This window comes from Marinobacterium aestuarii (assembly GCF_001651805.1).
Classification (GTDB): Bacteria; Pseudomonadota; Gammaproteobacteria; order Pseudomonadales; family Balneatricaceae; genus Marinobacterium_A; species Marinobacterium_A aestuarii.
Genome location: NZ_CP015839.1, coordinates 285,411 through 308,897, shown reverse-complemented (window position 1 = coordinate 308,897; position 23,487 = coordinate 285,411). Strand labels below are relative to the sequence as shown.

The following is a 23,487-nucleotide window of genomic DNA, read 5'->3' as shown; positions in this document are numbered from 1 at the left end:
GCACGGTTTGCCGATCTGCTCCCGCAGCCGTAGAATGCAGCGAACTTCACTGCGAAGAGCTTGGCGAAGCACATGGCGCGCAAAGACTCACCACAGCCCCCCTTCTGGCACCCGCGTTTCTGGCTGACCTGGCTCGGCATGGGGCTACTGTGGCTGCTCAATCGACTGCCCTATGCAGGCCAGCTGGCCCTGGGCCGTACATTCGGGAAAATTCTCTACCGTGTCGCCCGTGGCCGCCGTCATGTGGTCGAGGTCAATGTACGACTGTGCTTCCCTGAGCTGAGCGCGGCAGAACAGCGCCGGCTAACCCGGGAAATATTTCTCAACAATGGCATTGGCGTCTTTGAAACGGCGATGGCCTGGTGGTCACCCAAACAGTGGTTCCGCGACCGCATCATCTTCAAAGGTCACGAACACCTGGACGCCGCCCTTGCAAGGGGCAATGGCGTGATACTGCTGGGCGCCCACTTTTCGACGCTGGATCTGGGCGGCCTGCTGTTCGCCGAGCATTACCCGGTGGATGCCATGTACCGGCGCCATAACAACCCCCTGATGGAAAAGATCATCACCCGCGGCCGCGGCCGCTATTTCGGCCAGGCCATAGAGCGCTCGGATATTCGTTCGGTGATCCGCGCCCTCAGAAAGAACCATATTATCTGGTACGCCCCCGACCAGGATTTCGGCATCAAACAATCCGTCTATGCACCCTTCTTCGGTGTACCGGCGGCCACCATCACCGCCACCACCCGCCTGGTGAAACTCAACGACTCCCCCATCCTGATGCTGGCTCAGCACCGTCTGCCCGATGGCCGCTACGAACTCGAAGTACTGCCGGTCATTGAGCCCTTCCCCAGCGGCAACGAGGAAGCCGACGCCGCACGCATCAATACAGAGCTTGAGCGCGCCATCCGCAAGGACCCTGCCCAGTACATGTGGGTGCACAAGCGTTTCAAAACGCATCCCAAGGGCAAGAATTTTTTATACCGCCCCGGCGCAGAGGCTGTAGATGTGCAGCCGAACGACTCCCCATGAGCGGCAGCATCAACCTGTTCATCTCGCGCACACCCTTGCAGCTGCTTAACTGCACCGAGGCCCGGGACCGCTTTCACCGGGACGGGCCGGAGCAGAATGTTCTGCTGCTCACCTATCGCAAGCCTGCCGACCTGAACCTCTGCACGCCGCTGCTGGATAACCACTGGGACCGCGTCATACCGCTGCGACTCAATCTGTTCAGCCGCTACTTTTACCCTTTGCTGCTGTGGCTGAAACTGGGCAGTCAGACTCGGATACACTGTCTTTACACCGCCTGGCTGAAGCACCTGCACGCACATATTTACAACACCTGGCAGCCGACCCGCACCTGCCTGATTGATGATGGCAATGAAATTCTCATCCTCTCGTCCCGGATCGAAAACGGCGAGTCGCCGGGCGAATCCCGGGAGCAGTTCACCGACCGCTTGCTGCGACGCAGAAGAGCCGTCGCCCAGGGCGTCAAACCCGAGTATTTTTCGCTCTATGAACTCCCCTGGGTGGCGCGCGCGCGGCATATATTGAATGACTACCGCTGCCTGCGCGAAAAAGGTCAGGGCCTTGAACAGCGGGATCTGGTGCTGTTCATTGGCTCCAATACTCACCCAAAACATATCCAGGACCCCAGCCTCTTTACCGAGCTGCTGGAGCGGGTTAGTTCCCATTACGCCGGGCGCAAAATCCTCTATGTGCTGCATCGATACGAGGATGCCGACAGGGTTAAACCCCTGGCTGAGCCACTGGGCTTCGAGGTGGTCAGATTTGCCAATATTCTGGAGTGCGAACCGCTGGTACAGGGCTGGTTGCCGGGCGAAGTTGCGACCTTCAACTCGTCCGCCGCAGACACCTTGCAGCAACTCTATGGCCTGCCGGTCACCATTTTTGAAATCGCGCAGAACAGGCTGGGGCCGAACTCAGACAAGGACAAATGGCGCCAGCTGTATCAGGAACTCGCCAGCCGCCACCCGCGCTTTATCCGCGACAAGGGACACATGACACCATGAAACAACCCACTTTTGTCATTGCCGAAATAGGCCAGGCCCATGACGGCAGCCTGGGCATTCTGCACTCCTATATTGATGCTGTTGCCCAGACGGGTGTCGATGCCATCAAGTTTCAAACCCATATAGCTGCCGCAGAAAGCAGTATCCACGAGCCGTTCCGGGTGAAATTTTCCTATGTCGACAAGACCCGGTACGACTACTGGCAGCGGATGTCCTTCGATGCCGCCCAGTGGGCCGAGATCAAGGCACACTGTGATTCCGTCGGTCTCGAGTTCATGAGTTCGCCCTTCTCCAATGCCGCGGTGGACCTACTGGAAGACATCGGCATCGCGCGCTACAAGGTGGGCTCCGGAGAGGTCAGCAATTTCCTCCTGCTGGAACGCCTCAGCCAGACCGGCAAGCCGGTCATACTGTCCTCGGGCATGAGCAGCTTTAACGAGCTCGACGCCGCCGTCAGCTTCCTGCAGGCGCGCGACATTCAGGTGTCCGTCATGCAGTGCACCACCAGTTACCCGACGCCGGCCGAACGCCTGGGCCTCAATATCATCGGCGAACTGAAACAGCGCTACGGACTGCCCACAGGCCTGTCGGATCACTCGGGCACTCCCCACCCGGCGATCGCCGCTGCAGCACTGGGCGCCGAGCTGGTGGAAGTCCACGCCATTTTCGACAAGCGCATGTTCGGCCCCGACAGCCGTTCATCCCTCAGCCTTGACCAGCTCAGCCAGATGGTGGAGGGTATTCGCATGATCGACACCAGCCTGGCCAACCCCATCGACAAGGATGACCTGACGCCCTACCGGGAACTGAAAGGCATCTTCGAAAAGTCGCTAGCGGTTAACAAGGATTTACCCGCAGGCCACCGCCTCAGCTTTGGGGACCTGGAAGCCAAAAAACCGGCTGGACAGGGCATCGCCGCCCGCGACTGGCAGCAGGTGATCGGGCAGCCCTTGAAACAGCCGTTGTCACAGTGGGCATTCCTCAATTCAAAAGATTTGGATAACGCATGAAACGTAAAGTCTGTGTCGTTGTTGCCAGCCGCGCCAACTATGGCCGCATAAAATACGTCATGAGGGCGGTTCAGGAACACCCTGAGCTGGAACTGCAGCTTATCGTCGGCGCCTCCACACTGCTGGAACGCTACGGACGGGCTGTCGATATCATTCGCCAGGAGGGTTTCGAGCCGGATCGCAGCATTTTTTATGTCGTTGAAGGCGAAACGCCCCTGACCCAGGCGAAATCCACCGGTCTGGGCATTGTCGAACTTTCCACTGCCTTCCAGGACCTGAAGCCCGATATGGTGGTCACCGTAGCGGACCGCTACGAGACCATGGCCACCGCCATTGCCGCCAGCTACATGAACATTCCACTGGTGCATGTCCAGGGTGGTGAAGTCAGCGGCAACATTGATGACCGCGTGCGTCATGCCATCACCAAGCTGGCCGATATCCACTTCCCCTGCACCGAGCAATCGCGCGAGCGCCTGATTCGCATGGGTGAAGACGAGGACCGTGTCTTCAACTATGGCTGCCCGGCCATGGATGTTATCGCCAATGAAGACACCGCCATCAATAACGACGTCATGGCAGGGTACGGTGGCGTGGGCAGCGCCATCGACTGGAGCAAGCCCTATATGCTGATGGTGCAGCACCCGGTTACCACCAGTTTTGGTGATGGCATGCATCAGGTCATGGAGACGCTGCACGCCCTGTGCGAATTCCCGGATCACCAGAAGGTTGTACTCTGGCCAAACTCGGACGCCGGCAGTGAAGACGTCGCCAAGGGCATCCGAAGCTTTCGCGAGCGGGGCGAATCCGCCGGCTTCCACTTTTACCGCAACTTCTCCCCGGAAGACTACGTACGGGTACTGGCGAACGCCAGCGTGTGTATCGGCAACTCGTCGTCCTTTATCCGCGAAGGCAGCTTCCTGGGCGTACCCGCCGTGGTGGTGGGAGATCGACAGCGCAACCGCGAACATGGCCCCAATGTCACCTTTGCCGACTACACCCAGGCGTCAGTTCAGGCCGCGATTACGCGACAGCTGCAGGCCCGGGCCTACGAGCATGACGACCTCTTCGGTCACGGGGACGCCGGCAAGAAAATTGCCGGTATGCTGGCGCAGATTGAGCTGAACTTCGAAAAAGGCAACAGCTACTGATGAGCACTATCGCTGTCATTCCGGCTCGGGCAGGCTCCAAGGGCATCCCGGACAAGAACATCCACCGGGTCAGTGGTGTCAGCCTGCTGGAACTGGCGGTCCGCGCCGGACAGCAGTCGACCCTGATCGACCGCCTGCTGGTGTCGACGGACAGCCCGGAATACGAACAAATCGCGCTCAAGGCCGGTGCCGAAAGCCTGGGCCTGCGACCGCAGACGCTGGCCGGGGACAAGACCACTACCTTCGAGGTGATCGCCGCGCTGTTGGAACAACTGCCGGACTGCACGCAGATCGTGCTGCTGCAGCCAACGTCACCACTGCGGGACGGACAGCTGATCGACAGGGCCATCCGGGCGCTCGAGGACCATCCGGCCGCGGTGACCGTCTGCCGACTGGAGGAGCCCCATCCCTACAAGTTGTTCCGGATCGAGGCGGAGGGCTCGCTAGCCCCCTTTATCGACGGCGCGCGCAGCGATGTGCCACGTCAGTCCCTGCCGCCGGCCTATCAGTTAACCGGCGCGGTCTACGCCATCCGGCGTGACGCCCTGCTTGCGCAGGGCCGCTTCGTGCCGCCGGGCAGCAACGCGATCGAATCCGCGCACTTCATCAACATCGACCGCCCGGAAGACCTAGTGATGTTGGACTACTATGACGCCCAAGGAGCCCTGGCGCACCTGTATTGCCGGATACCGATCTGAACCCTAGGTATACCCCTACACCAGAACCCAAATTCAGAGCCACAGCATGGTCATCAACTCGCACTATCAATTTATTTTTGTCCATATCCCGAAATCGGCCGGCACCAGCGTGATGAAGTCGCTGTCGCAGCTGCGGGGTAACAACAAACGCTGGCTAGCGAATACCAAGCACGAAACCCTAGTCGATTTCGATGCTCAGTTCGAATCGCGAAAGAACCTCTACGACAGAGTCAGGGGCATGAATCCCCGGAACTACTACCGTTTCGGTTTCGTCCGCAACCCCTGGGACCGGATGTCATCCTTCTATCGCTATCTCACCGAAAAGCAGCCGCGGCACGAAATAATGACTATAAGCTCATTCAAGGACTTTCTCATCAAGACCGAGGAGGGATGTGACTGGATACAGACGCTTCATACGATGCGCCCCCAAATCGATTACTTCACCAACACCGATGGTAACCTAAATATCGACTTCTTGGGACACTTCGAGTTTCTGCAGGAGGATCTAGAATTGGTCGGCGAACGCATTGGCTGTCGCATCAAGCTGCCGCACTTGAACAGCTCCACCAACTCGAAACGCGATTACCGCAGCGAGTTCGACAACGAGATGATCGAGATCGTCGCCCGTCGCTTCCGCGAAGATATCGCTCACTTCGGCTACGCATTCGACAATATACAGCCATCCGTTAGATGCAGTAAGGCCCTACGCCGCCCCCGGGCCCTCTAGCATACTGGCATTTTGTGTACGCAGAATTCAGGCACTCAGCTTCAGCAATCCGCATTTTGCGTACCCCCTCTGGTTTAAAGGTATAATCCGGATCTTAGGACAGGCTTGATACACCCATGTACCATGATCCCCTCAGGGCAAACGCATGAACGATTTTTATACAGTTGCATAAGCGGTAGCTTGCATCAACCGCGTGAAAGCGAGATGCAGGCGGGCTTTTGCCCATACCCTTACTTGACCGTATCATGCAGCCCAAAGACCCACGTCAGTCCGTCAAGTGCAGCCACGACCTCGGTGAAGTCGTTTTCATGACCACCTACGCCCTGCTATGCGGGGCCGATGATTGGAACGCCATCGAGTTTCGCGCATGAACGTGAAGACTGGTTCCGCCAGTATTTGCAACTACCGGGCGGCATTCCATCACACGACACCTTTAACAGGGTGTTCTCCCTGCTCGACCCTGCGCAGTTTCGGGCGCTTTTCACGACCTGAGTCCAAGACGTCCTGATCGATACGTCGCTATCAGGCGTTGTGGCGATTGATGGCAAAACCGTACGCGGCTCCCGAGGTCCGCACCGCGTTGCAACTCATATGGTCAATGCATGGGCCAGTGAGGCCGGTATCGCGCTGGGGCAGCTCAAAGTGGATGCTAAGTCCAACGAAATCACCGCAATGCCGGCGTTGCTGGATACATTGGCGATCAAAGGCTGCCTGGTCACGCTTGATGCGATGGGGCGCCAGAAACGCATCGCCAATAAAATCCTGAAAAAGGAGGCGGATTACCTGTTGGCAGTCAAAAGTAATCAACGCAAGCTACATACAGAGCTTTCAACATACTTCGACGACTACTGGAGCGCGCACCCGGATGATGCGCCGGGGACCGGCTTTACAGCCCAAGACACCTACGTCCACGGTCACTAGGAGCAGCGCCGATGCTGGGTCACGCATGCCATGGAAGATGTGCCCGAAGCCGCAGGCTGGAAGGCGAAAACCATCGCCGCCGTGCGGCTGGATCGCCAGACATCCCATAAAGGCACGAGCTTGATAAGGTATTTTATGGCCAGTAAGGTCATGACGGCCGGTGTTTGTCAACGTAGTTGTCGCGCAGACCATTCTGTTATGCAGCCTTATTCTGAGTCGTTTCCTGCTTCTCCGGGTTGAGCATCACCATCCCAACCGGCTGCCAGTTACGCGTGTTGCCTGACCAGCGTTCCGGTCGTTCAGAACGGGCTTGCTGGTACAGCGCATCTCGCCGAGCCAACACTTCATGATCCTGTCCACGATGCCGTTCGGCCGGCGTGACGAAGCGGATGCGACTATGACGATGTTCGTGGTTGTACCAGCGTATGAAGTCTCTCACCCAGGCCCGTGCCTCATCTAGGCTGGTGAAGCCATTATGTGGCCACTGCGGGCAGTATTTCAGCGTTCTGAACAACGACTCCGAGAAGGCGTTGTCATTGCTGACCCGCGGTCGCCCACGCGACGGTGTGATCCCCAGGTCGTACATTTTGCTTAGCAGTGTGACGGACTTCATCGGCGCGCCGTTATCCGAGTGCAGTACCAGCGGCTGATGCAGGCACTGCTCGCTGAGCACGCTGCGTTGCAGCAGAGCTGCGGCCTTATCGCCGCATTCCTGTTCATGCACCTCCCAACCCACGCCCTTGCGACTGTAAAGGTCCTCGATCAGATACAGATAGTAATACTGGCCCCGCACCGGCGAGGGTAAATACGTGATGTCCCAAGACCAAAGCTGGTTCGGCCCGTTCGCAGCGTGCGTCGTGGGTGCCGGATGCCTTTTCGGGCGCTGAACGCGGCCCCGGCGATGCTGCTGATCGGCGGCATGCAGCACCCGATAAAAGCTGCTTTCAGATGCGAGATAACGGCCCTGATCGGCCAGCCGGGGCACGATCTGGCTCGGTGGAAGATGCGCGTATTCCGTGCTGTTGCAGAGCTGCAAGATCGTCTCGCGTTCAGCATCAGTCAGGGCATTCGCCGGCGTGGGCCGCGGCGTGGTCGTGCGACCATCGGCTTTCGGCGCGCCTTCCTGTGTCCAGCGTTGCAGCGAGCGCAGACTAATCGCCAGTTCCTTGCAGGCGACTTGTTTTCGGGCGCCGGCGGCCATGGCTTCAGCAATCCAAGCGACATAGTCCTGCCGGACCGACAGCGCCGTTAGCTGTCCTCGCTGTCGTCCCCCCAGTAGGCATTGAGCTTTTTTCGCAGCACCAGGATCGCGGCCGCCTCGGCCAGTGCCTTGTCCTTGCGTCTGAGTTCACGCTCCAGTTCGCGGATACGTTTCTTGTCGGCCTTGGCCTGTTCGCGATCGAGCTGACGTTGGGCCTTGGCCGTCTGCTGACCCGACAGACAGGCGTCACGCCACGCTTTGACCTGTTGGGGATACAACCCTTTACTGCGGCAGTATTCGCTCAGCTCGATTTCAGACAGCGCGGCGGTCTCAATCACCACCGCCAGCTTGGATTCAGCTGACCAGTTATCCGTTAACTTTTGATCTCCGGGCACCGCAGCACCTCCCGCTTTGGCCTGTTTTCGCCAAGCATACAGGGTTACATCGGAGATGCCTTCCTGGCGGGCGAGCTCGGCCACAGACATATTGTGGGGCGGCAAAAGCTTCTTCAGCAGCGCTTCTTTACGCTCGGGTGAATAACGTCGCATCGCATGACTCTTTCCGTCCCCGGTGCTTTGATTTAGGTGAAACTGATCAGGCGACAACTACCCTGACACCGGGGGCGGCTGACGAAGTGTTACAAGCCATTGGCACGTCGAAAACCAACTGCATTGGGTGCTCAATGTCGCTTTTTCCGAGGATCATTCCCGGGCCCGGCAGGGCCATGCGGCCGAAAATCTGGCGACTGCCCGTTAGATCGCACTGAACCTGCTCAAACAAGACACAACCGAAAAGCTGGAGATCAAAAACAAGCGCAAGGCCTGCGGCTGGAGTGGCCGTTACCTGTTTCACATTCTCGGGTTGATCAAATAGTGTTCATGCGTTTGCCCTGTGCCCCTATACGAGCCCCCCCGGCATAGCCTGGGATTTACTTCGGATTAATTAAGAAAGACGAAACAGCTTGCCACGGTACTCCAGGTCGCTTATGAATTTTTTTTCGCTGTCACCATCATGCGGCCGCGGCGTCTTAAGTTTCTTGCGCAAGAGACCAAACCTTTTCTTATGATAAAACGTATCTGTTTCAAAGAAATCGAATCCAATATAGGAAACTGAAGCACAGGCACAGTGGTTAGAGAAGAAATTAATTGCAATAAGACCGGTCGACGGCCTAGAAGGAGCCTGGGTTTCATACAGTTCCTCCCAGTAGCTCATTGGATGATAAATTAATCGGTCATTTATATTTCTGAACTCGGGAACTCTGTCTCTTTTAGAGGTAGCCCAAACAACCCACTTTGGATCAAACCAAGACACTATATCGGACTCGCTCAACTTTGGAACCGATGTAAAAAGCACATCCGTGCGCGTACCTTGCTGAAACGGTTTTTTTACACGTCCCAAGTTCATTCGAACAACAACGTCAAAACTATCAATCTTGTCTCCGAGACCCAACCCAAAAATCGACTCACTATTCCCTACAATGAGTACTGACTTCCCTGCAACAAAGTTCTTTAATAATTCGATCTTGGATTCTAGCTCATACATTCTAAAAACCTCTTACATCATTCAAAACGTGGTAGCCGCAGTACCTTGAAAAAGAAGACTCTATACTATCAGTGCATATATTGGCGGCCCTGTTGCCGCGCCAGCACTTATGTCGCCGCAACAATAGCGCCGATTTCGCTGAAAATTCGTGCGTTATCTGCTTGGGATGAGATAAGAAAATCGTTGATCAATTGTTTATCACGATCGGACTGGCGCGCCCGCTCGACCAGCTCCGCCGGCCCGTTGGCCAAGACCTCCTCGTGCGACAACATTCGCTCTTGAAGCGATAGCCCAATCTCCTCGAGCAACGCTTCGACTTTCCAGGAGTTGGACCTAATGGCAATGAAAGGAATGCCAGCTTGCAGACAGAAACAGAGCGCATGGAAGCGGTAACAGACGACCGCCTCGTGTCCCGCAAGATAATCAATATAGGCTTGGGGTGTCGATTGCTGGAACATCAGATCCTTGTAATACTGTCGCATGGGCAAGCGCCCGCCGGACAGCTTCAATAGACGGAGGTAGAGCGCTTCTTTCAACTTCCGGCTCCTGTTGTCCTCGCGCCAGGTATGTACGAGGCGCGAACGAATCATCGGCGCGTACGAAACCTCCCTGTGTTGCCGACAATAGCGGTAGGCCTCGGCGGTATACTGCTTGTAAAAGCTGTCGGTTACCGCAAGTCGGCCCTCGACAGCGCGCACCGTCGATCTGACCGGCTTGGAGAAGGTCATATCAGGTGCATAAGCCGCACTGATACCGAAACCACCCAGCTCCGTTTGACTGCGGCGATCCCTGACGTACAGAAGATTCGTGCGCCCCGCGACGGCTGCCATCTCGGCATTATTTCCCTGCCAGAGCGCGTTGATCAGAGCCACCTTCTTGCCTTTGGATATCGCGTATTCGAGCGCCTCAGTCATCGACAGGGAGTAGGGGCGCTCGTGGTGAATGCTGCCCTCTCCGTTTAGCACCACCAGATCGGCCGCATCGACAAGACGTTTATTACTTTCAAGCTTTTCGAATGGCGCGCCCACGGGAATCGTGCCGATAATCTCGTAGTCCGTTTCGCCCAATCCTTCGCGAATATTTTCCATCACCCGAATACAGCCGTGATGATTGGCGTACGAGGTATCGTTGATAAGAACGGTTTTTATCATCTTTGAATTACTCGTTATCACAGGTCGGCGAACCGGCGCTCGAAGGAATTGATTTGGGTATTACGTTTTCCGGAAGGCGGCTATCGATTGATAGATTGGTGATCCGCACACCCCCGGCTATCAGGATCTCAGATGCGAGAGTGAAAGACGGCAATATCTGTGTCATAAAGTTGTCATCCAGATGCGAGACCGCCGAACTGCCGCCTTCACTATAAAAACGCCCTCCGGCCACGCCGACTGAGAAGTCCACACCTGCCAGCAGGATGTTGTCGTAGCCGGCGAAGACACCGAGCTGCAGCGCCGAATAGACCACCGTACTGCCGGTAAAGACCCCGCGAGCTGGGTCATGGCTCCAGCCGATCAACGCCGGGCCGGTGTCATCGCCCAGTTGGAGCCAGTCCTCATGACGAAAACGTGCACGGAATTCGTCCGTTGCTAGCCGCGGCAGCAAGAAGGCCCGGTTGGCCCGCTCCAGTAGGTATAGCGTCCGCCCGTCCAGTAACCCGGCATCGCGTCGTGCGATCGCAGCAATGGCGTGGGACGACAGGTACAGGCTGTCGGCCAAGTCCAGACCCTGCTTGAAGATTTCGAAAGAAGTTTCGATAAAGTTCGGGTCCTGAACGATATAGGCTCGCACCCTCCGCCGCGCCGCCGTACACTTGAGGATGGAGCCGTTGACAACGAAGATATCGCATTCGGTATAGAGACGTTCATCCAGCTCATTGATGGAAGGACCGCTCCCCAGGATCAGGCAGGGCCTCGACTTAGGCATCTCCTGTCTCAACGGCAGCCCCCCCTCTAGGTGCCGCCCTCCTTTCCAGTACACAGTGAAGCAGCTGTTTGAGGTGACGAGATTAAAGTCTGCCCCGCAATGGTGGTTGTGCCGAAAACCCGGCACTAGCGCCTTGCGGTAGAGCTTCGCTGCCAGTTTATGAAAGCCCGACCGTTCCAATCGCTGCGACAGTTTCCAGAGCCAGTATTTTTGTACCCCGGGGGGTGCCTGCATCATCAGTGTCCATTCATCGCATTTAGATTCGTCGGCCCTAGAAACAGCAGTCCAAGCGTCCGGACAGCCGCTCTAACATACCGCCCAGTCGCTCTATACCCGGCCCTCCCGGTAGTGACAGACTCACAGTGGGCCAGCCAGCTCCCGCCCGTATTCTACTGTAAAATCCCACGTATTCGTTAACGATATGCGCCCGACTGTAACCTTCTGCGTACACCAGGCTGGCACCTTCGATCAGCCCCTGCCGGAGATCGGGGCTGGTCAGCACCGAACGGATCGCCCGTCAGCACGCGGGTGTCGTCAACCGGGGTGATTAGCCCGCTGAGACCGTCGATAATAACTTCGCCGGGGCCCTGGGAGTTGGTGGCGATGATCGGGCAGCCGTGGGCCCAGGATTCCATCACGATAGAACCCAGCCACTAGTGACGCGACGGACAGACTAACAGGTCTGCGGTACACATCCGCGCAGTGACGTCATCCCGCCAGCCCAGAGAGTGCACGTGTTTGTCCAGCCCCAGTTTGCTTCACAGCACCTTGAGACTGGCCTCTTCAGGCCCCGAGCCAGCCACAGTATGACATCGGGCAGGCCCACCAGGGAATGCAGCAGCACGTCGAGCGCCTTATTCACATACAGCCGTCCGGCCGCCAGAATCAAGGGGCGATCAGGCGGCGCTTCGAAGCTGTCGCGCGTCAGCGGTTCCACCGGGGTGCCTTCGGCGAAATTGGGGATATGGACCACGCGGTCGACGGGGATGGCGCCGTCGATCAGGTGCTTGCAGATCCCCTTGCTGATACCGACCCAATAGTCGGCGTGGCGGCAGTACTTGAGGTTGAAGTAATGGCCGAGGCGGTTCACCAGCAGGTATTTGTTCGAGTTAGATGTACTGATAATGGCTCAGTTCATCCAAGTCATGACTACCTCGGGTTCGAAAGCGTTCAGGGCCCGCCGGCCCAGCACGTCCAGCTTACCGACGAAGCGGAATCCCTGCGTCGTCACGCCGCGGTTCCTCAACGCTTCCAGTCGATGGGCATGACCGCGAATGAAGGCATGGATATCGAGTTCGGGCCGCTCGCTCAGGCCGGCCAGCAGGCGCACGAAGAAGTTCTCGGCGGCGCCCACAGCGGCGCCCGCCAATACCTGCGCGACTCTAATTGGTGTATTTGTATTCATGGCCTGTCGTCCGTTCCCGAAGATCTGCAGCGACGTTACCCACTGGGTCAACAGCTTACTTTGAATCCAGTGCAAGTTGGCGTTCAAGTGCATCCAGCAGCCGGCCCCTGATGGCCTGACTCGTAGGCGCCTGCCAGCCGAGCGCCGGGAGTGGCTCGACCAGCCGGTGGTGGCGGCAGTAATCGGCCGCAACGAAGCGCTCAAGTGCCCCACGATAACGCGCGTCGGGTTGCGCCTGGCAAGGCTCCAGCAAAACAGTCGGCTTGGCGCTGGCGATGCACTCATTGAGCATCGACATGCTGTCCGCGGTGACAAACACTGCATCGGCGGCGCCCAGATAGGCATTCATCACCTTGCGCGGCGACTCACTCCACCAGACGCTATCCAGCAGCAGAGCGGGATCGATAAGCGCGCGCAACAGGCGCTCTCCGGCCGCTCCGGTGCGCCTCGAGGTCGTCAGTAGCCAGCGACAACCGTCGCGCTGTGCAAGGCTCTCAACCAGTGCCGCCACCTGCTTCCAGGCGGCTTCATCATACTGAAAACCGGCGCCATCACCGCCAATAACCAGCGCATAGACGCGCTCGGAAGCATCAATACCCAGCGTCTGACGCAACTGCACACCGGCCACCGCCTGTTGCTCGATATCCGTCAGCGTGGGCACCAGTTCCATCACCAAATTGTTGCGCTCACCCGTCGGCTCCAGCGTCAGATGAGCCGAGAAATCATGGGAGTGCAGTCGACGCTTTGAGCCCAGAAACACATTTGGAATCCTGTGAATACGTGCCAGAGCTACATTGAGAAAAGAAGTATTGCCACCCGCCGACACTATCAGTTGCATGGAGTTTGCATCAGTATCTGGCATGGCATAAAAATACCGTACCAGCCTCCAGCCCAAAGGCCCCCGGTTTAACAGCCAGGGCAACAGCAGCCGCGCCAGCGCGCGCAGCCGCAAACGGACCTCAATTTCGGTGCACTCGATGTCATAACGGGCAGACATCCACTGCACCAGACCCCGCGCCTGATTGGCGTGGCCCGGCAGGCCATCGCACAACAGCAGTACTCGCAGTGAAGGTCGGGTGTTCATAGCGCGCTCTGGCCCGGCACGCTTTGGTAAATCGCCGCGGTATCAGCCACCATATGCTCCACGGTCAGCACTTTTGCCGCCCAGGCAAAGAGTTCGTCCTGAGCCTGCGCGGTGGCCGGCAGATCCGCGATCACCGCCGTTAGCGCCGCGCTGAGTGCCGGCACGTCATTGACCGGTACCAGATGCTGTTCAGGCAGGACCTCCTCAGCCCCCGGCACCCGGGTAGAGAGCACCGGCAAGCGACAGAGCAGCGCCTCGGCCAGGGCATAGCTGAAACCCTCGCGATGGGACGCGAACACCAGCAGGTCCGCAGCACTCATCATGCCACGGACATCACTGCAGAACCCCGCCAGCAGAGCGCGCCCTTCAAGGCCGCGCTCAACGATCAGCTGTTCAAGACTGGCCCGCTGCGGCCCGTCGCCGACGATAATCAGCTGCCCGTGCTCTGGCTGCCAGGCATTGAGCAGGTTGTCAAAAGCCTTGGTCGGCACCAGGCGCCCGACGGACAGCGTGATTGGCACAGCAGGATCCAGGCCAAAGCGGCTTGCCAGCTGTGCCTTGCCCAGCGCCTCGCCCTGATACGCCTTCATGCCGTTATATACCACCCGCAGGTCCGGGTGATTCAGATTGGCAACCACCCCCTTGCTGACACCGATCACGGTGCGCATATGGCTGAACATGCCGGTGGATTTTTTGCGATTGTGAATAGTGCCTATATGGTAGCCCGGCACCAATGCCCGGATTCGAGCCAGCATCTCCACCGCCTTGTTGGCCTGGGCATGCACGATATCGGGCGCCTCACGACGCAGAATCAAGGCAAGCCGAACCAGCAACAGGGGGTTGCGGCGGCCCCCGCTCAGGTCCAGCGCAATAAACTTCACCCCCGGTGCAAACCGCTCCCGGTACTTTGCATGGCCCACGGCAATGACAGAGTCGGCATGTTCCAGCAGGCCGTTACTGAGTTCGACGAAATGGTTTTCCAAACCGCCCTCTTCGTCTCCGGCCATGATCTGGCAAACTTTCATTTCTTCCATCCTCTTGTGCCGGTGCGCAGGCGCAGGCGAAATGCCAGGCCGTTGTCCTTGCCGGATATCTTGACCCGCCTGAGTTCAAAGCGCCGGCGGTGGATATCCGTGTCGATGCCTTCGACAGTGGTGACTGCCGTGTCAAAGCCCGCCTGCTCGGTGAGGTGTACATCGGTCGCATCATAGATGCCAAAGGGGTAGGCAAACGAACTTGGCGGGGTTCCAAACTGTTGTTCCAGCAGCGCGCGCCCGGCGGTAATTTCATCCTGTTTGCCGACGTCATCCAGCCGCGCCAGGTTGGCGTGGGTGCGGGTATGCGCGCCCAGCTCCCAGCAGCCCGAGTCGAGCATTTCACGTACCTGGGTATCGCTGAGCTTGGGCTCGTGCATCAGCTCACCACTGTCGTGGTGAGCCTTCTTGGAGGTCGACCAGTCGCGCTCGAACCTATCCACCACCAGATAGAGGGTCGCGCGGGCGCCGTACTTTTGCAGTACCGGATGGGCATTGCGGTAGTTGTCCTCAAAGCCATCATCGAAGGTCAGCAGCACGGTTTTGGCCGGCAGCGCAGACGGATCGGCCAGCTCGGACATCAATGCGAAATGCCAGCCGTTTTCCTTCAGCCAGCGGATCTGGGCGTCGAAGCGCGCGGGCAATACCCGCAACTTGTTAAAACGTGCGCCTGGGCGGTGTTCGCTGACCATGTGGTACATCAGGATACGGGGGTGCGAGTTATCCACAGCCGGACGCCACCAGGCATAGCGGTGACTGAAAACGGCGCCGGCCAGCAACAGTGTCAGGCCAAACCAGATCATGGACAGAGCTCCCGGTACACCGCCAGGGTCTGTTCCAGCATAGTGCTCTGCAGGAACACAGTATTCCCGGCGGGGCGCTCGCCTCCATCCAGCAGGGTTTTAACGGTGCCGGCCAGAGCATCCATATCGCCCAGCGGCACGGCGCCTGCAGGATAGAGCGCGGCGAGAATCTCTCCCACGCCGCCGTGGGCATAACCGGCCACCGGCACGCCGAGACTCAGAGCCTCGGCCACGGTGCGGCCAAAGGACTCGGGTTTGGTCGAGAGCGACAGCACCAGATCGGATAAGGCGTAGATATCACGGATATCATCGCGCCCACCGGTCAGGGTGATGTCTGCGCCCAGATCCAGCGCCTCGATGCGGGTGCGAATTTCCTGGGCATAGGCCTGACGCTTGGGATCTTCAGCGCCGACGATCAGACCATGCACCGGCATGCCGGCGGTTTTCAGCACCTGCATCAGGTCGATAAAGTCATTGTGTCCCTTAAGCCTCGTCAGGCGGCCGGGAAGAGTAAGCACCCGCTTACCGACAAGCGCCGGATATTCCGACGTCCAGCGCTCTAGCCAGGCAGGCTCAGGTCTGTAGCCATGGGGGAACTCCAGCGGGTCAATACCGCGGTAGATGCGCCGCACCCGCGACATGTCGGTCTGCGGATAGTTGTCTCGAATGTACCCTTCAACGGTTTTTGATACCGCAATCACCCGCTCACCCCGGCACATCACAGCGCTATAGCCCGACACCGAATGCAGGCCATGTACCGTCGTCACCAGGTGCGGTCGGCTGTCTTCGGGCAGGCCTTTCCAGGCATGCCAGGCCACCCAGGCCGGCATGCGCGAGCGCAGATGCAGGATGTCCGGTTTTTCTTCGCGCAACCAGCGCCGTAGCGCCCAGATATTGCGCAGCGTCCAGGGGGACTTGCGCCCCAGATCCCAGCACAGATGGCGGCTGCCTTCGCGCTCCAGCGGTTCAACCAGGCGACCGCCGGCAGAAATCACGATGGACTCATGGCCCTGCTCCACCAGTGCGCGGGCCACTTCCAGCGTGCCCTTTTCGACGCCGCCGCCCTGCAGGGCCGGTAACAACTGCACGACCTTCATAAAAGAAACCGCTCCTGTAGCAGACGGGCGCAGCGCCCCGCCTCATTGAATCCCTGCGCCGGCGCCTGTAACGGCGCCCCCTGCCATTGGGCCAGCGATGTCACCTGGCCGCGCTCTAACAGGCTCGCGACACCCCGCGCCACACGGCTCTCGGCGGCGGGCTCAAGATCCAGCAGGCCCACCGCACAACCGGCGCTGAGGGCTTCGTAGATCATCGACACGCTGTCGGCGCTGACCCAGCAACACTGCGCCACACCCAGCTGTGCCGGCAGCCAGTCGGCGTCGGTCTGTTCAGGCAACACCAATTCAATATCCGCCATGGCGGCCAGCGCCTGCTGCATCGATACCGGCGTACGTCTGGAGGTCGCAACGCGCCAGTGACGCGGATCCCGCTCACGCAGTTTGTGCAATTGCGCAAGAATCCGGGCCTCATTCCACTGAAAATGTTTCGACGGCCCACCCAGCAGTATCAGGCCATAGCCGGGAGCCTTGGCACCAGGCTGCATCCGATTAAGCGCACCCTGGGTGCTGATCACATTGCCGCGCACCGGCGGGCGGTCATGTTCCGGAATCAGACACAGATCAAACCAGCCCAGCGGCAGGCTGGGGCGCATCAGCACCACGGCAGGGGCACCGCTGGCACGGCGCAGCGCCAGCAGGCTCAGATGGGTGCCGTGACCGGCGCCGATCAGCAGCGAAGGTGTGGGGTGCGGCCATTTCAGTCGCCCCAGCAACGCCTGCATCAGCTGCGAGCCCGACAGCGGTGGTCGGGTTTCGATCACCGCACTGGGCTGCAATGCCTGCACCGCACGGGCCAGTCCCAACGACTGGTTGAGATGCCCTGGTTTGCCGTCGCTGATAATGCAGATGTGGGTCACTGAGCGTCCTGTTGCGAGCCTGCCTTTAGGGGCGAGAGTTGCGGGCGTGGCGACTATGCCATGGCCGTTTGTCCATGCTGGCGAGGCTTGCGCCTGCACCGCCGGCTGACCATGATAATCAAATTCACGTCAAAGACCCACGTCACAGGCACCGAATTTGGCCAGAGCCCGGCAGCAGTAAGGCCCGCAGGCGCGAAATATCACCTCTGGCCCATTTTTTACGCGCCAGACAATTCCATTTTTTCTGAGGATGCTTACAATCTAGCGTCCTGTATTATAGATCTGCGATGGCTCTATCACTCCTGCCTCCGCGAGGACTCTATTTTTCCGCACTTGTTTTAGGATGGTCAGTATGGCGGCTTTCGGCTCACTTTTTATGCCAGAAATGGCGATTTCCTGGTTTGATGGCTCTGGCTGGAGTGAGAGTCAGGTGGTATCGAGCGACAGCATCCAGCTGCACCCTGGCGCTCATGTCCTGCACTACTCCAGCACCTGTTTTGAAGGCCTGAAGGCATTTCGCCATGCAGACGGTTCCATCAAGATTTTCCGGATGGACCAGAACATTGCCCGTTTTGCCCAGAGCGCCGAGCTGCTGGCACTGCCGAGCATTGATGCTGAGGCCACCACCGCCATGATCATCGAGATCGTTGCGCGCTTTGCCGACGAAGTGCCGGCGCCGCCGGGGTCCATGTATATACGCCCGACCCACTTTGGCACCGAGCCTGCCATTGGCAAGGCCGCCGTCCCCTCCCTGACCTCGTGCCAGTACGTACTGCTGTCACCGGTGGGTGACTACTTCGCCGGTGGCGACAAGGCACTGCGCCTGCTGGTCGATGATCAGGGCATGCGCTGCCCACCGCACATGGGCATGGTCAAGAGTGGCGGCAACTACGCCGGCGCCCTGCGCCCGATCATGAAGGCCCGCGCCGAAGCCCAGGCCGACCAGGTACTGTTTTGCCCCGGTGGCGATGTGCAGGAAACCGGCGCCGCCAACTTCCTGCTGATCGACGGCGACGAGATCATCACCAAGGCGCTGGACGAAAGCTTCCTGCACGGCATTACCCGCGACTCCATTCTGACGCTGGCACGGGACCGGGGCATGAAGATCTCCGAGCGCGCACTCAGCATCGACGAGTTGCTTGAGCGCGCCGCCAAACCCGGTTGCGAAGCGGCGTTGTCCGGTACCGCAGCGGTACTGGCGCCGGTGGGCACCCTGATTTACCACGGCAAGGAATACCCGGTCGGCAACGGAGGCGTGGGCGCTACCACGGTCAAGCTGCGCCAGGCACTGAACGATATTCAGTGGGGCAAGGCCGAAGACAAGCACGGCTGGCTCACCAGCATCTGATCTGCGCATCAGCACAGCGCCAACAAAAGCAAAAGCGCCAGGCAGTGATGCCTGGCGCTTTTTGTTTTGGCCCTTGGAGGCTCAGCTTCGCTGCAGGGCGCAACCCCTGCAGCACGGAGGCAGCCTCCGGTGATTCGTGATTCGTGATTCGTGATTCGTGATTCGTGATTCGTGATTCGTGATTCGTGATTCGTGATTCGTGATTCGTGATTCGTGATTCGTGATTCGTGATTCGTGATTCGTGATTCGTGATTCGTGATTCGTGATTCGTGATTCGTGATTCGTGATCAGCGTGCCAGGCACCCCCACCAATTACCAATTACCAATTACCAATTACCAATCACCAATCACCAATCACCCGCGGCGCAGTCGTGGCGCTTTTCCTTTCACCTAGCCCCTTGAATTAGTGCTCCCTCAGCTCCCGGGCTCCATCAGCCCTGTCCAGATGCGGCTCACCGCCGCGCGGTAATCACCCATCTCCGAGGCGGCAATCACGCTCGACTGCTCCTGCATGCTCAGGCGGTGCCCCACCGAACGGTAGGCCTTGTAGGCCTCGCGCAAGCTCTGGGCATCGGCCGCTGAAAACAGGCCCACCTGCTCAGCCGCATCCAGAATGCGGATATTGTCGGTAAACTCCAGCAGCTGCGGATAGCGGCCGCCGTGGGCCAGCACGCAGTACTGCACCAGAAACTCGATATCCACTATCCCGCCCCTATCCTGCTTCAGGTTGAAGACGCCTTGTGCATCGTCGGCCCCAGGCTTGCTGCCCAGGTGATCGCGCATCTTGCTGCGCATGTCACACACCTCCTGCCGCAGCTGGGCCTGGTCCCGCGGCTTGGACAGAATCTCGGCCCGCACCTGCTCAAAGGCCCGGGTCAGGCGCGGACAGCCGGCGACCACCCGGGCCCGCGACAGCGCCTGATGCTCCCAGGTCCAGGCTTCCTTGTGCTGATACTCGGCAAAGGCCTTGAGTGGACTGACCAGCAAGCCGGCATTGCCGGACGGGCGCAGGCGCATATCGACTTCATACAGCAGGCCACCGGCGGTGAAGGTGCTGAGAATATGAATGATGCGCTGCCCCAGGCGGGTGAAAAACACGTTATTGAACACCGGTTTCTCGCCCGTGGTGGACAGGTTGGGGTCCGCATCGTGCAGGAACACCAGGTCCAGGTCCGAACCGTAGGACAGCTCAATCCCGCCCAGCTTGCCGTAGCCCACAATGACAAAGTCAGGATCACAGGGTTCCCCGGGCGCTTTCTGGGGCACGCCATGCTTTTCCACCAGCAGGCGCCAGGCGATATCGAACACCGCCTCCAGAATGCTTTCGGCGGTCCAGGTCAGGTAGTCACTGACCTTCATCAGCGGCAGGGCGCCGGTGATATCAGACGCCGCCACCCGCAGTACATGGGCATTCTTGAAGTAGCGCAGCGCCTCCATCTGCTGCTCGACATCCTCCTGCGGGATACGCAGCAGATGCTGCTGTAATTCGCGCTGCAGCGCCTGTTTGTCGGGCGGCGCATAGAGCGTACGCGGATCAATCAGCTCATCCAGCAGTATGGGCAGGCGCGTCAGCTTGTCGGAAAACCAGGCACTGCCGGAGCAGAGCCTGACCAGCTGGCGCAGCGCCGCCGGGTTCTCGGCCAGCAGCACCAGATAGGCGGAACGGCGCAGCACCGCCTGAATCAGCTGCAGTACCCGCGCCAGGGTTTCGCTGGCGTTGTCCACCGTCGCCACATCCATCAGCAGCTGCGGCATCACGATGCGCAGCCGCTCCAGCGCCACGGCCTGCAGGGTGGCCACGGTACGGGAACTGCGCAGATCATTCAGCTGCTGCAGGCTGCGGGCGGGGTCATCAAAGCCCTGCTCGGTCAAATACTGCGAGGCCGCCTCCGGCTCCAGGGCGTCATCCCAGAGCGCCAGCCACTCGGCCACATCTTCCAGCACCTCGGCATCGGTACTCTTGCTCGGTGCAATCACATCAGCAAAATGACGCCGTACATGGCTGCGATGCAGCTCCAGCTCGGCGCTGAAACTGTCCCAGTCGACCGCGCCCATACTGCAGGCCAGGCGCAGACGGTCTGTACCATCTGCAGGCAGCTCCTGGGTTTGCTTGTCTGCCCGCGCCTGAAGCGCGTGCTCAACGTTGCGCAGGTAGATATAGGCCGCCTGCAGTTCGTCTATCGCATTCTGGGGCATGCCAAACTCGGTCAGCAGCGGCAGTATATTGAGCAGCTCGCGCTGCTGCAGCCTTGTATCCCGCCCACCGCGAATAAGCTGAAACGCCTGGGCGATAAACTCCACCTCGCGAATACCGCCCGAGCCCAGCTTGATGTTTTGTTCCAGGCCCTTGCGCCGCACTTCGCGATTGATCATCTCCTTCATGTCACGCAGTGACTCGAAGGCGCTGAAGTCGATGTACTTGCGGTACACAAACGGGCGCAGCAGCGTCTGCAGCTCGGCACCGGCCGCGATATCGCCAGCCACCACCCGCGCCTTGATCATGGCGTAACGCTCCCACTCCCGCCCCTGATCCTGGTAGTAGCCTTCCAGGGCGCCAAAGCTGCAGGCCATGGGGCCGGCCGAGCCGAACGGGCGCAGCCGCATATCGACGCGAAACACAAAACCGTCGATGGTGATATTGTCCAGCGCCTGAATCAGCTTCTGCCCCAGGCGGATAAAGAAGTCCTGATTTTCCAGGCTGCGCCGCCCGCCCTGGGTGCTGCCATTGCGGGCAAAGCTGAAGATCAGATCGATGTCCGACGACAGGTTCAGCTCGAAGGCACCCAGCTTGCCCATGCCCAGCACCACCATGCGCTGCGGCTGCGTGTGCCCCTGGGCATCGGGGCGCGAATGCGGCGTACCCCATTTGTCACAGGCTTCCTGGTAGAGTTTTTCCAGCGCCAGATCGATGCAGCTATCCGCCAGCCAGGACAGCTCCAGTGTGGTGCGGCGCATGTCGGCCTGGCGGGTCAGGTCGCGCCAGACAATGCGCACCATTTCGCGCTGGCGAAACTGTCGCAGACAGCGGTGCAAACCGGCCTCATCGTTCACCGCCTCCAGCAGAGCCGTCAGTTGTTCGCGGTAGTGGCCGGCGGGGTAGTTCCGCACAAGGTCGCCCCGTTCCAGCAGCCCCTGCAGCAAGCCGGGCGATGCCTGCAGCTGTTCGGCCACATAGTCGCTGCCCAGCAGCACACAACTGAGCTGGCGCGAAAACTCCTGCGCCGTCAGCGGGCCCGATGTGAACGCCAGCGGCTCCAGCACCTCCGCCAGTGCCTGCCAGTGCTGCTCAACCAGCCCATGCAGCGGCTGTGGTATCAGATCAAGTTGCGGTGCCAGCATGCGTTTCCTACTCCCTGAAGCTGCCAAATTTTTAGCTTTATATACCTGCAGAGCTTATCAGAGTCGACGCAGCAGGCCGACCCGCTCAGCCTCGTATCACAAGCCCTGCAACAGAGCACCATAGCCGAGCAACACCCGGCCAGTGGCGGGATCATTCAGCAGCGCATCCAGCTGGCCCGCTGCAGCCGGGGCCTGTGCCCTTGCCCAGGCCTCTGCAGCCTTGTCCAGCCGGCGCTGCAGCCGACGCCAGCCCAGCGCGCCCTCAAGCCCCTGGCATAACTGCGCCAAAGGCACCTGCAACTCGGCCGTGAGCGGCAACAGGGTCGCAAAGCACTGCAGCAGGGCCTGCAATTCCAGACAGGCAACGGCGGCGGTTTCAGCCCCCGGCCAGTCACGGCCTTCCCCTTGACCCAAGCCTTGAGAGCCACGCCAGCCATCGAGACCACGGCTGGCCCGGGTCAGTGCGCGCTGGGCAAGAGCGGCAAAAGTCTCCACTGAGTCCAGTTCGACGGGCTCTAATGGAGGCTCAGGGCGCTCATCCATCGCCCCCAGCAGACGATAACCACGCTCGGCCTTGCTGATATCGCTCAGCAATACCGGCACCGCCTCGGCCAGCAACAGGGCAAGGCCATACAGATCCGCCGCCGAGCCCTGCTTGAGCTCAAGCTCCAGCTCGCACAGCGCCGTCGTCACCGCGGCGCCGCCGGCGGTTGTCGCGCTCACCTGGCCCCGATCCAGCACCAGCTCGATCAGGGCCGGCTCACCACTGACACTCTGTGGCCGCAGCATCCAGGTGGTGCGCTCAAAATCGGTATTAAAGGCCGGCACAATGCGCCGCTGCACCTCGCTCTCCTGTAGCGCCTCGGGCCAGTCCGCCGTCGCCAGCAGGCTGTAGTCCAACTCGGGCGTCGCCAGGTCCCATTCCCACTCGTTGCGCTGATGCAGCCCGCCCCGGCTCGAACCCCGGGTTTTCAGGGTCTGGATGTAGCGCTCGCCCTGCTCGCGAATGCGCAGCGCCACACGGTGCTGCGCCAGCAGGCGATCGGGGGTGTCAAAATACTGGTTATTCAGGCGCTGGCAGGCAGCCGTATCAGACTTCGCCAGTAGCGGCAGAGCCTTGAATGCGGCCGCCTGCTGCGGATCAATACTCAGCTTTAACTCAATTTCTCGCGCCATGAATTCGTCCGCCTCGAAGGATTAGAGGGGGAGTGTAACCGCCCGACAGTGCTCTGTATAAGAGTCGCCTGCGACCCACAAAAAGAGACCTCAGGCATGAAAGTGTTAAAAAAATATTCC

21 protein-coding genes and 1 pseudogene are annotated in these 23,487 nt (G+C 59.5%); 9 read left to right on the top strand and 13 right to left on the bottom strand.

Annotated elements, in window-relative coordinates; all coding sequences use genetic code 11:
* Positions 1–72 precede the first annotated feature (72 nt).
* The 8 genes and pseudogenes from lpxL (at position 73) to A8C75_RS01290 (ending at position 6,537) form a co-directional block, all read left to right on the top strand.
* Entirely contained in the window at positions 73–1,032 is a 960-nt protein-coding gene (gene lpxL, locus A8C75_RS01320) for an LpxL/LpxP family Kdo(2)-lipid IV(A) lauroyl/palmitoleoyl acyltransferase (protein ID WP_067377005.1), read from the top strand.
* Positions 1,029–2,033: a hypothetical protein gene (locus A8C75_RS01315; protein ID WP_067377000.1), complete on the top strand. Its 1,005-nt coding sequence runs from the start codon at positions 1,029–1,031 to the stop codon at positions 2,031–2,033. The genes lpxL and A8C75_RS01315 overlap by 4 nt, the downstream gene beginning before the upstream one ends.
* Positions 2,030–3,043, top strand: coding sequence for an N-acetylneuraminate synthase family protein (locus A8C75_RS01310; RefSeq protein ID WP_067376997.1), 1,014 nt, complete (start codon positions 2,030–2,032; stop codon positions 3,041–3,043). Before A8C75_RS01315 ends, A8C75_RS01310 begins: the two co-directional genes overlap by 4 nt.
* Entirely contained in the window at positions 3,040–4,191 is a 1,152-nt protein-coding gene (neuC, locus tag A8C75_RS01305; protein WP_067376994.1) for a UDP-N-acetylglucosamine 2-epimerase, read from the top strand. Before A8C75_RS01310 ends, neuC begins: the two co-directional genes overlap by 4 nt.
* Entirely contained in the window at positions 4,191–4,889 is a 699-nt protein-coding gene (locus A8C75_RS01300) for an acylneuraminate cytidylyltransferase family protein (protein ID WP_067376991.1), read from the top strand. The genes neuC and A8C75_RS01300 overlap by 1 nt, the downstream gene beginning before the upstream one ends.
* A gap of 46 nt (positions 4,890–4,935) precedes the next feature.
* Positions 4,936–5,616 (top strand): sulfotransferase family 2 domain-containing protein, encoded by a 681-nt coding sequence (locus tag A8C75_RS01295; RefSeq protein WP_067376988.1) that lies wholly within the window; start codon positions 4,936–4,938, stop codon positions 5,614–5,616.
* A 245-nt stretch (positions 5,617–5,861) separates the two neighbouring features.
* A pseudogene (locus A8C75_RS24220) lies at positions 5,862–6,108 on the top strand (ISAs1 family transposase).
* 39 nt (positions 6,109–6,147) lie between these two features.
* Complete coding sequence (locus A8C75_RS01290; RefSeq protein WP_067376985.1) at positions 6,148–6,537, top strand: ISAs1 family transposase; 390 nt, start codon at positions 6,148–6,150, stop codon at positions 6,535–6,537.
* Between the two features lie 196 nt (positions 6,538–6,733).
* On the opposite strand, the gene A8C75_RS22855 is transcribed toward A8C75_RS01290, so the two are convergent.
* The 11 genes from A8C75_RS22855 to A8C75_RS01225 all read right to left on the bottom strand — a co-directional run bounded on the left by A8C75_RS22855 (position 6,734) and on the right by A8C75_RS01225 (position 17,504).
* A protein-coding gene (locus A8C75_RS22855) for an IS3 family transposase (RefSeq protein ID WP_120785161.1) occupies positions 6,734–8,286 on the bottom strand; the annotation gives its coding sequence in 2 pieces (ribosomal slippage) (positions 6,734–7,824 and positions 7,824–8,286; 1,554 coding nt in all).
* A 394-nt stretch (positions 8,287–8,680) separates the two neighbouring features.
* On the bottom strand, positions 8,681–9,280 hold the full coding sequence (locus A8C75_RS01270) for a glycosyltransferase family 29 protein (protein WP_067376979.1): 600 nt from the start codon (positions 9,278–9,280) through the stop codon (positions 8,681–8,683).
* 107 nt (positions 9,281–9,387) lie between these two features.
* Positions 9,388–10,431: a polysaccharide pyruvyl transferase family protein gene (locus A8C75_RS01265; protein ID WP_067376976.1), complete on the bottom strand. Its 1,044-nt coding sequence runs from the start codon at positions 10,429–10,431 to the stop codon at positions 9,388–9,390.
* A gap of 7 nt (positions 10,432–10,438) precedes the next feature.
* Entirely contained in the window at positions 10,439–11,440 is a 1,002-nt protein-coding gene (locus A8C75_RS01260; RefSeq protein WP_067376973.1) for a hypothetical protein, read from the bottom strand.
* Positions 11,441–11,876: 436 nt separating this feature from the next.
* The gene (locus A8C75_RS23855; protein ID WP_067376970.1) at positions 11,877–12,293 is read right to left on the bottom strand and encodes a glycosyltransferase family protein; all 417 of its coding nucleotides are present in this window, start codon (positions 12,291–12,293) and stop codon (positions 11,877–11,879) included.
* A gap of 39 nt (positions 12,294–12,332) precedes the next feature.
* Positions 12,333–12,608, bottom strand: a complete 276-nt coding sequence (locus A8C75_RS23850; RefSeq protein ID WP_227819804.1) for a hypothetical protein — start codon at positions 12,606–12,608, stop codon at positions 12,333–12,335.
* Positions 12,609–12,663: 55 nt separating this feature from the next.
* Positions 12,664–13,692, bottom strand: coding sequence for an ELM1/GtrOC1 family putative glycosyltransferase (locus A8C75_RS01245; protein WP_067376964.1), 1,029 nt, complete (start codon positions 13,690–13,692; stop codon positions 12,664–12,666).
* A complete protein-coding gene (locus tag A8C75_RS01240) occupies positions 13,689–14,717 on the bottom strand; it encodes a glycosyltransferase (protein WP_067376961.1) in 1,029 nt (342 codons plus the stop codon). Before A8C75_RS01240 ends, A8C75_RS01245 begins: the two co-directional genes overlap by 4 nt.
* Positions 14,714–15,529: a polysaccharide deacetylase family protein gene (locus A8C75_RS01235; protein WP_067376958.1), complete on the bottom strand. Its 816-nt coding sequence runs from the start codon at positions 15,527–15,529 to the stop codon at positions 14,714–14,716. The genes A8C75_RS01240 and A8C75_RS01235 overlap by 4 nt, the downstream gene beginning before the upstream one ends.
* Positions 15,526–16,626, bottom strand: a complete 1,101-nt coding sequence (locus A8C75_RS01230) for a glycosyltransferase family 4 protein (protein WP_067376955.1) — start codon at positions 16,624–16,626, stop codon at positions 15,526–15,528. The genes A8C75_RS01235 and A8C75_RS01230 overlap by 4 nt, the downstream gene beginning before the upstream one ends.
* On the bottom strand, positions 16,623–17,504 hold the full coding sequence (locus A8C75_RS01225) for a mitochondrial fission ELM1 family protein (protein WP_067376953.1): 882 nt from the start codon (positions 17,502–17,504) through the stop codon (positions 16,623–16,625). The genes A8C75_RS01230 and A8C75_RS01225 overlap by 4 nt, the downstream gene beginning before the upstream one ends.
* 352 nt (positions 17,505–17,856) lie before the next feature.
* Between A8C75_RS01225 and A8C75_RS01220 the strand changes: the two genes are divergently transcribed.
* Positions 17,857–18,852 carry a branched-chain amino acid aminotransferase gene (locus A8C75_RS01220; protein ID WP_067386880.1) on the top strand — a complete coding sequence of 332 codons (996 nt, stop codon included), beginning with the start codon at positions 17,857–17,859 and terminating at the stop codon, positions 18,850–18,852.
* Positions 18,853–19,266: 414 nt separating this feature from the next.
* On the opposite strand, the gene glnE is transcribed toward A8C75_RS01220, so the two are convergent.
* Both glnE and A8C75_RS01210 read right to left on the bottom strand, forming a co-directional pair.
* Positions 19,267–22,191, bottom strand: a complete 2,925-nt coding sequence (gene glnE, locus A8C75_RS01215; RefSeq protein WP_067376950.1) for a bifunctional [glutamate--ammonia ligase]-adenylyl-L-tyrosine phosphorylase/[glutamate--ammonia-ligase] adenylyltransferase — start codon at positions 22,189–22,191, stop codon at positions 19,267–19,269.
* A 96-nt stretch (positions 22,192–22,287) separates the two neighbouring features.
* Positions 22,288–23,367 carry a CYTH domain-containing protein gene (locus A8C75_RS01210; RefSeq protein ID WP_067376947.1) on the bottom strand — a complete coding sequence of 360 codons (1,080 nt, stop codon included), beginning with the start codon at positions 23,365–23,367 and terminating at the stop codon, positions 22,288–22,290.
* Between the last annotated feature and the right edge of the window lie 120 nt (positions 23,368–23,487).

Coding starts and splice junctions, on each gene's coding strand:
- A8C75_RS01240 (WP_067376961.1), bottom strand. CDS start 14,717: ATGAAAGTTTGCCAGATCATGGCCGGAGACGAAGAGGGCGGTTTGGAA.
- A8C75_RS23850 (WP_227819804.1), bottom strand. CDS start 12,608: ATGAATACAAATACACCAATTAGAGTCGCGCAGGTATTGGCGGGCGCC.
- A8C75_RS01235 (WP_067376958.1), bottom strand. CDS start 15,529: ATGATCTGGTTTGGCCTGACACTGTTGCTGGCCGGCGCCGTTTTCAGT.
- A8C75_RS01210 (WP_067376947.1), bottom strand. CDS start 23,367: ATGGCGCGAGAAATTGAGTTAAAGCTGAGTATTGATCCGCAGCAGGCG.
- A8C75_RS01310 (WP_067376997.1), top strand. CDS start 2,030: ATGAAACAACCCACTTTTGTCATTGCCGAAATAGGCCAGGCCCATGAC.
- A8C75_RS01295 (WP_067376988.1), top strand. CDS start 4,936: ATGGTCATCAACTCGCACTATCAATTTATTTTTGTCCATATCCCGAAA.
- A8C75_RS01230 (WP_067376955.1), bottom strand. CDS start 16,626: ATGAAGGTCGTGCAGTTGTTACCGGCCCTGCAGGGCGGCGGCGTCGAA.
- A8C75_RS01260 (WP_067376973.1), bottom strand. CDS start 11,440: ATGATGCAGGCACCCCCCGGGGTACAAAAATACTGGCTCTGGAAACTG.
- A8C75_RS01265 (WP_067376976.1), bottom strand. CDS start 10,431: ATGATAAAAACCGTTCTTATCAACGATACCTCGTACGCCAATCATCAC.
- A8C75_RS01300 (WP_067376991.1), top strand. CDS start 4,191: ATGAGCACTATCGCTGTCATTCCGGCTCGGGCAGGCTCCAAGGGCATC.
- neuC (WP_067376994.1), top strand. CDS start 3,040: ATGAAACGTAAAGTCTGTGTCGTTGTTGCCAGCCGCGCCAACTATGGC.
- lpxL (WP_067377005.1), top strand. CDS start 73: ATGGCGCGCAAAGACTCACCACAGCCCCCCTTCTGGCACCCGCGTTTC.
- glnE (WP_067376950.1), bottom strand. CDS start 22,191: ATGCTGGCACCGCAACTTGATCTGATACCACAGCCGCTGCATGGGCTG.
- A8C75_RS01220 (WP_067386880.1), top strand. CDS start 17,857: ATGGCGGCTTTCGGCTCACTTTTTATGCCAGAAATGGCGATTTCCTGG.
- A8C75_RS01245 (WP_067376964.1), bottom strand. CDS start 13,692: ATGAACACCCGACCTTCACTGCGAGTACTGCTGTTGTGCGATGGCCTG.
- A8C75_RS01270 (WP_067376979.1), bottom strand. CDS start 9,280: ATGTATGAGCTAGAATCCAAGATCGAATTATTAAAGAACTTTGTTGCA.
- A8C75_RS01315 (WP_067377000.1), top strand. CDS start 1,029: ATGAGCGGCAGCATCAACCTGTTCATCTCGCGCACACCCTTGCAGCTG.